Raw genomic sequence first — 7,391 nt, 5'->3', positions numbered from 1 at the left:
AGTTTTCCGAACAATTTCATCGCTGACAAAACGGATGACTGGTGCCGTTACTTTGTCTTGCCTATTTGGGGTACAAAAGATTTTCTTTATTCCCCTTGACTTTTAAGACAATCGCTACGGTACTTCTTCCTACTTTACATTTTTACATGAACTAAGCCTAAAGCCTAAACTATGTTGACCTATAATCACAAAAAAACCCGCTGGCGCGGGCTTTTTTCACAAAACCAAAGTTTTAATTAACCTAACAACGCTTTTGCCTTCGCTACCACGTTATCCACGGTAAAACCGAACTTCTCTGACATTCCTAGAGAAAATATCGTAATTTTGTTAAAATAATCTCAAAGAAAAGCCTCTAAAATCGAAGGTAATGTCCAAAATCGCTAAAAAACTTAGTAATTCTCCTTTTCGTTATCCTGGCGGTAAATTTTATGCCCGTAAGCTAATCTTAGCTTGTCTTCCCAGTCACCATAAGTATTGTGAACCTTTTGCGGGGGGAGCATCTATATTCTTTGCTAAGGAAAGTGTAGCAGAGAATATTCTCAATGACAAAGATGAAGAATTAATCAACTGTTATCGACATATCAAAGATTATCTTGATAGTCTAATTGAATTATTAAAAGATCTAAACGCTACCAAAGAACTACACAGTTATTATAAAAATGAATTTCAACCAGCCAATGACCTAGAAAGAGCCATGCGTTGGTATTATCTAAATAGAACTTCCTACTCAGGAATTATGAAACTTGAAAATTGTTATTGGGGCTATGGTGATAAGTATTCTATGCGTCCTGAAAACTGGCCTTCTCACCTAAAAACCACTTCGGAAAAACTGCAAAATGTCAATTTATCTTGTTTAGATTTTGAAGATTTAATCAATCAATTACCCGATGATTACTTTTTATTTGTCGATCCTCCTTACTTTCAAGCAGATCAAAATAAATTCTATTCCTGTTTCTTCAGTCTAGAAGATCATGAAAGGTTATGTAAGACGTTGAAAAAACATCAACATCGATTTAAATTTCTTTTGACTTATGATAATTGCTCCGAAATTAGAGAAATGTATGATTGGTGTATTTCTTTACAAGATAATGAATGGAATTACACTATTAATCGAACTGATGATCAAAAAAATGGTTTAAAATTAGAACATGGTTATCAGAGTGAAAGACGCAAGGGCAAGGAGGTATTTATTGCTAATTATGATCTTCAGAAACCTGCAAGATTTACACCTCTACAATTAAGTTTATTCGATGTATCTTGATTCCTAATTTTAATCAAGTAAATCCTCTATTTTTTCTATCGGGAGCCATGGTTGTAGAGGTTCAGCCGTATTAACATCAAAGAAAATTTTGGGATAATTAGGGATGAAATTACAGTTTTGATCCTGGCATTTCTGGCGAGAACAATTGATATTATTGGTTTGATTTGCTGTTAAATCTTTACTTCTGGCAACGTACATTTTTAAAAGGGCTTCTTCTTGATTATTAATATTAATTTTGCTTAAAAATATTTGCTCTTTTGGTGTGGGCTTCCAAACAAATAGTCCCGTTTCTAAATTGGTCTAAAAAAAAGCATTGGCAAGAGATGTAATCACTAAATCAAAATCTGTTTTAATATGAAGGTATTCCTATCAATTTAGACCTTTTGTGTTCGGTAATTCGATTTGTAATTTTCTTGTGCGAGAATGGGTACTTTTTCAAAAAAGATCAAGTTGAACTTCAAAAAAAGGTTTTCTAATTATTAAAGGAGGATCACCGATTTCTCCAGAGAGTTTCAGCAAGCCATCATCAAAAGTATCTAAAACATCCACTCTGGCTTTAATTGCCGTCGCCACATGAGTTGCATCTTTAGGTTTTAGTGCCTGATATTGCCACATCAATTCTCTGGCTAGTTCACCAACTTTTCTGTCCACATCATAAATATAAATCCACTCATGTCGGAAAAAATCTCTGATTTTTTCCTCACTTTCTTTAGGTAATTTTGGCTGTCCTTTTTCTAATTTCACCACTTCAATAAAAGTAAGAGCAGAAGTCACAATTATTACCTGACCATTTTCAGCTGCTTTGAGAACAGAAATACAATCATTAATTTTATCCTTTTCATTTTTCAGGAAAGCTAAAAAAACACAAGAATCCCAGTAGTGTAGCTTTTTTGTTGGACGAATCACTTACTTCCTACCCAAATTCCGATCATTTCCTCAATGGTAGGTAAATCTTTTTCCTCAGGAAAAAGATCAATTGACTCAACTTTAATCCCGATTTTTTCCCCATCTTCTCTAGAGGTAACTATCCCCGATACAGAGACTCTTTTTTCTAGATATTCTTTGATATTATCAAGTAAATTTGGTTCAAAGTAACATTTAACACTTTTATTAGTCAATAAATTGTAAACTCTAAAAATAGGTTGACGACTTACATCAATAGCTTTAAGCACACCTTCTACAGTACCAAAACTTTGATATTTTCCCCCGATAATTTCATCAACATTAGCAATCAAAGCTTGATTCAAGTCGATACACCTTGAATCAAAGCCCAATTGCACCATAAACTCATCTCTTTTTTTCAATATTGCTAATGATCGCGCACTTTCTAAAGCTCGATCAGAAAAATACTTAGGGCGAATCGGATGTTCTAAAATTGTTACTATTCCCCTTTCTACAGTCTTAATAACTTCAGAAATTTGACTAGGTGTAATCTGATCTTGAGGCATTCCTTCTAAAGTAAGATGAATGCTGCCACTATGAATTTGAGAGATTCTCCAATTTATCAGGGGGCGATTTTTGTTAGCAAGGGTTTTATCTACTTCATGGAGTAGTATTGCTAATTGTTCTTGAGCCTTGATAAATTTATCAAAAGACAACAGTGAGCCTTCTATATCTAGTGTTAGGCTCTTGATTGTTTCCTTCGATATAGGGCTTTCCCCTTTAGTCATGGCTCTAGGAATCGTGATAATTATCTCAAGTGTAAAGGTTTTGGCTAACTACTAAAGCTTCCTACTTTACATTTTTACATGAACTAACCCTAAAGCCTAAACTAGGTTGACCTATAACCACAAAAAACCCGCTTGCGCGGGCTTTTTCCACAAAATCAAAGTTTAATTAACCTAACAACGCTTTTGCCTTCGCTACCACGTTATCCACGGTAAAACCAAACTTCTCTAGAATCACACCCCCTGGAGCAGAAGCGCCGAAGGTATCAACCCCCAACACATCCCCCTCATCGGTGATGTAGCGATGCCAACCCATGGTTGAACCCGCTTCCACCGCGAGACGTTTTTTCACTGCTTTCGGCAATACCGATTCTTTGTATTCTGCCGATTGTTCCTCGAATAGCTCCCAACAGGGCATAGAAACGACGCGAGCTTTAATTCCTGCCTCTTTTAACACCGCAGCCGCTTTATCGCAGAGATACAACTCGCCCCCCGTACCGATGAGAATGACATCGGGAGTACCTTCACAATCGGTGATAACATAAGCACCTTTAGCCACACCCGCAAGGGAAGTTCCCGCTAAATTGGGCAGATTTTGACGGGAGAGAGCCAATAAAGTCGGGCGTTTCTTTTCGCTCACCGCTACTTTATAAGCACCGGAAGTTTCCGTACCATCTCCCGGACGCATGACTAACAGGTTAGGAATAGCGCGCAGAGAAGCAACGTGTTCCACGGGTTGGTGAGTCGGTCCATCTTCCCCTAAGGCAATGGAATCGTGAGTCATTACCCAGATGACGCGGGTTTCTGACAAGGCCGATAAACGGATAGAATTCCGCATATAGTCGGTGAAAATCAGGAAAGTCGCCCCGTAGGGAATCAATCCCGTGTTATGGAGAGCAATCCCGTTACAAATCGCCCCCATCGCGTGTTCTCGCACGCCAAAATGGACGTTACGCTCCTGATAACTGCCTTTTTGGAAATTACCAAAATGCTCTAATTCGGTGTAGTTAGAGTGGGTTAAATCCGCCGAACCACCGATTAAACCGGGTAAAACCCCCGCAAGGGCATTTAAGCAGATTTCCGAGTGTTTACGACTAGCCAGCGCCTTATCTTCGGGTTTATAAACCGGTAAAGCTTGCTCCCAACCTTCCGGCAGTTGACCGGTGGTTAACTGTTCAAATAAAGCCGCTTCTGCGGGATATTTAGCCTGATATTCGTTAAATAACTTATTCCAGTCCGTTTCTGCCGTCGTTCCCTTGTCCACTGCTTGCCGGAAACGATTTAACACCTCATCGGGAACCACAAACGGCTCGTATTGCCAACCCAGGGCCTTCCGGGTTAACTCGATTTCTGTTGCTCCTAAGGCTGCCCCGTGAACATCGGCGGTATTAGACTTATTGGGGGAACCATAACCGATGGTGGTGGTGATTTTAATCATCGAGGGTTTATCGGTGACAGCTTTGGCAGCCGCAATCGCATTGGCAATGGCATCTAAATCGGTGTTGCCATTCTCGACGTGCTGAACGTGCCAACCGTAGGCTTCAAAACGCTTGCTCACGTCTTCGGTAAAAGCGATATCGGTGGAACCATCGATCGAGATATGGTTATCATCATAGAGAGCGATTAACTTGCCTAAACCCCAGTGACCGGCTAAAGAACAAGCTTCCCCGGAAATACCCTCCATATTGCAACCATCACCCAAAATCACATAGGTGTAATGGTCGATAATTTTGGCATCCGGTTTGTTGAAACGGGCCGCTAAATGGGCTTCTGCTAGGGCCAAACCCACACCATTGGCAATCCCTTGACCCAGCGGACCGGTGGTCACTTCTACCCCTTCCGTGACGAAATTTTCGGGGTGGCCGGGGGTTTTCGATTTCCACTGCCGGAATTGTTTAATTTCCTCGAGGGGAACGCTATCGTATCCGGTCAGGTACATCAAAGCGTACTGCAGCATACAACCGTGACCGGCGGAGAGAACAAAACGATCGCGATTGACCCATTGGGGGTTTTTCGGGTTAAAACGCAGGAATTGATCCCAGAGGACAAAGGCCATGGGTGCGGCCCCCATCGGCAGTCCGGGGTGTCCCGATTTAGCTTTTTCCACGGCATCCACCGCTAAAAAACGCACGGCATTAATACAAAGTTCTTCGAGGGATTGGGAGGCGACAACCATAATGTTTTTTAGAATGAACTACAAAAATAAGACCCAGTTAAAGAGGGAGCCACTCACAGATTACTCTTTCAGGGGCATCGACTCAAGCATATTTTCTAAAAGCTAAGGTGACGTTATGGCCGCCAAATCCAAAAGAGTTGGAGAGGGCAGCGTTAACTATCTGCTGACGACTTTCGTAGGGGACGTAATCAAGATCACAATCGGGGTCAGGATTGTCAAGGTTGAGAGTCGGGGGAATCCGATCATTAGCGATCGCCATGACCGTGGCCACGGCTTCAATGCCGCCAGAACCGCCTAAAAGGTGGCCTGTCATCGATTTGGTGGAACTGACGGGGATTTGGTAGGCTGATTCTCCTAAAGCTTTTTTAATCGCCTTGGTTTCCGTGGGATCATTGGCCCCCGTACTGGTGCCGTGGGCGTTGATATAGCTAATTTCCGCCGGAGTTAAACCGGCATCTTTGATCGCTAATTCGATCGCTCTGGTGGCTCCACGACCATCGGGAACCGGTGCAGTCATGTGATAGGCATCGCAAGTCAGACCATAACCGATCATTTCGGCGTAAATCCGCGCCCCACGGGCTAAGGCCGTTTCTAATTCCTCTATAATCAAAATTCCTGCCCCTTCCCCCATGACAAAACCATCCCGGTCCTTGTCAAAGGGACGACTGGCCCGGGTGGGGTCATCGTTGCGGGTGGACAGGGCCTTAGCGGAGGCAAAACCAGCCAATCCTAGGGGGGTAACGGCGGCCTCCGTCCCACCGCAGATCATCCCTTTGGCCAAACCCCTTTGTACTAGACGAAAAGCATCGCCGATGGCATTGGAACCGGCGGCGCAAGCGGTCACGGTGCAGTTACTCGGTCCTTTGGCCCCCGTGTGGATAGCGGTTAAACCAGCGGCCATATTGGCAATCATCATCGGGATCATGAAAGGACTACACCGGCTCGGACCTTTTGTCAAGTAAATTTCCTGTTGATCCTCAAGCACTTTTATGCCACCTACGCCCGTACCAATTAGTACGCCTATATCATCGGCATTGAGAGCGTCGATAACTAATCGAGAATCTTGCAGCGCTTGCAAACTGGCGGCGACGGCAAATTGAGCGAAACGGTCCATGCGCTTTGCCTCTTTGCGATCCACATATTCGTGGGGGTCAAAACCCCGCACTTCCCCAGCAATGCGACAAGCGTGACGGGAGGCATCAAAGTGGGTAATTAAACCAATGCCACTTTTGCCGTTGATTAAGCCTGTCCAATAGTCTGCTAGATTATTGCCGAGGGGAGTGATCGCACCCATCCCCGTGATGACAACCCTTTTTAATGGCAATTCTGTCATGTTTGTTCAAAAATAAGGGCAGATTTTGCCCCAGATATTTAATCCTAATTGTCAATTTTCCCGCAATAATTAGGCGGTTGCTCCTACTTTCTCGCTAATATGGTCAACAGCTTTGCCTACAGTGTCAATTTGTTCGGCCGCTTCGTCGGGAATTTCAATATCAAATTCTTCCTCTAAAGCCATCACTAACTCGACCACATCGAGGGAATCAGCTTGCAGATCATTAGCAAAGCTTGCTTCGGGGGTAACTTTTTCCGGCTCTACTTCTAATTGTTCTACAACAACTTTTTTAACTCGATCGAAGATGTCTGCACTCATGGATGTCAATTTTTATCCGCTGGTTTACCGGACTCTAGCCTCTAGAGTCTGGGGAAATGGGGCGGTGTTACCATTTCCGACAATAAATTTCGGTTAGCTTTTTCACTGACCATTTTTCATCTTACTGGAAGTTGTTCCCCTCTTGATGAAGTTTTTTCGCGATCATCAGGGAAGTGAGGTGTGGGGTGTGGCAATTATGAATTATGAATTATGAATTGGGGAGGTGGGGAAGTGGGGAAGTGGGGTAGTTGGGTGTGGAGTAGTGGAGTAGTGGGGTGTGGGAATTATGAATTATGAATTATGAATTGGGGAGGTGGGGAAGTGGGGAAGTGGGGTAGTTGGGTGTGGAGTAGTGGAGTAGTGGAGTAGTGGGGTAGTGGGGTAGTGGAACATTTGGAGGAAATTTCCCTAAACCCCTAAATCCCTATCACCCCAAAACCCTATCACCCTGACTCCTATCTCCTGACGACCGAATAAAAAGCAAAAATATAACGGATAACTCCGAAATTCGGATAATAATCATCGGAAATTTTGGGTCTGAAACCCCGCCGTTCTAGGTTGGCTTTACGTTAGAATTAAAAGGCCAGTCTCGAAAACCAAGTGGACGGCGCAGCACCTTGAAAACTCGGCTTAGGG

General features: G+C 43.1%; 6 protein-coding genes. 1 reads left to right on the top strand and 5 read right to left on the bottom strand.

Annotated elements, in window-relative coordinates:
- Positions 1 to 367: 367 nt before the first annotated feature.
- Positions 368 to 1,261 (top strand): DNA adenine methylase, encoded by an 894-nt coding sequence (locus EWV66_RS10895; protein ID WP_149989673.1) that lies wholly within the window; start codon positions 368 to 370, stop codon positions 1,259 to 1,261.
- 435 nt (positions 1,262 to 1,696) lie between these two features.
- Here the strand turns inward: EWV66_RS10895 and EWV66_RS10890 are convergent, their stop codons facing one another.
- The 5 genes from EWV66_RS10890 to EWV66_RS10870 all read right to left on the bottom strand — a co-directional run bounded on the left by EWV66_RS10890 (position 1,697) and on the right by EWV66_RS10870 (position 6,755).
- Positions 1,697 to 2,167 carry a type II toxin-antitoxin system VapC family toxin gene (locus EWV66_RS10890; protein WP_004159431.1) on the bottom strand — a complete coding sequence of 157 codons (471 nt, stop codon included), beginning with the start codon at positions 2,165 to 2,167 and terminating at the stop codon, positions 1,697 to 1,699.
- Positions 2,164 to 2,931: a hypothetical protein gene (locus EWV66_RS10885; protein ID WP_287108545.1), complete on the bottom strand. Its 768-nt coding sequence runs from the start codon at positions 2,929 to 2,931 to the stop codon at positions 2,164 to 2,166. Before EWV66_RS10885 ends, EWV66_RS10890 begins: the two co-directional genes overlap by 4 nt.
- A 166-nt stretch (positions 2,932 to 3,097) precedes the next feature.
- A complete protein-coding gene (tkt, locus tag EWV66_RS10880) occupies positions 3,098 to 5,104 on the bottom strand; it encodes a transketolase (protein ID WP_052277202.1) in 2,007 nt (668 codons plus the stop codon).
- Between the two features lie 82 nt (positions 5,105 to 5,186).
- Complete coding sequence (fabF, locus tag EWV66_RS10875; RefSeq protein WP_185237413.1) at positions 5,187 to 6,437, bottom strand: beta-ketoacyl-ACP synthase II; 1,251 nt, start codon at positions 6,435 to 6,437, stop codon at positions 5,187 to 5,189.
- Between the two features lie 69 nt (positions 6,438 to 6,506).
- On the bottom strand, positions 6,507 to 6,755 hold the full coding sequence (locus tag EWV66_RS10870) for an acyl carrier protein (RefSeq protein WP_002768498.1): 249 nt from the start codon (positions 6,753 to 6,755) through the stop codon (positions 6,507 to 6,509).
- Positions 6,756 to 7,391 lie beyond the last annotated feature (636 nt).

This window comes from Microcystis sp. M_OC_Ca_00000000_C217Col, from assembly GCF_007095585.1.
GTDB classification, from domain to species: domain Bacteria; phylum Cyanobacteriota; class Cyanobacteriia; order Cyanobacteriales; family Microcystaceae; genus Microcystis; species Microcystis panniformis.
The sequence above is the reverse complement of the archived record's forward strand: the minus strand, read 5'-3'. Positions and strand labels throughout refer to the sequence as shown.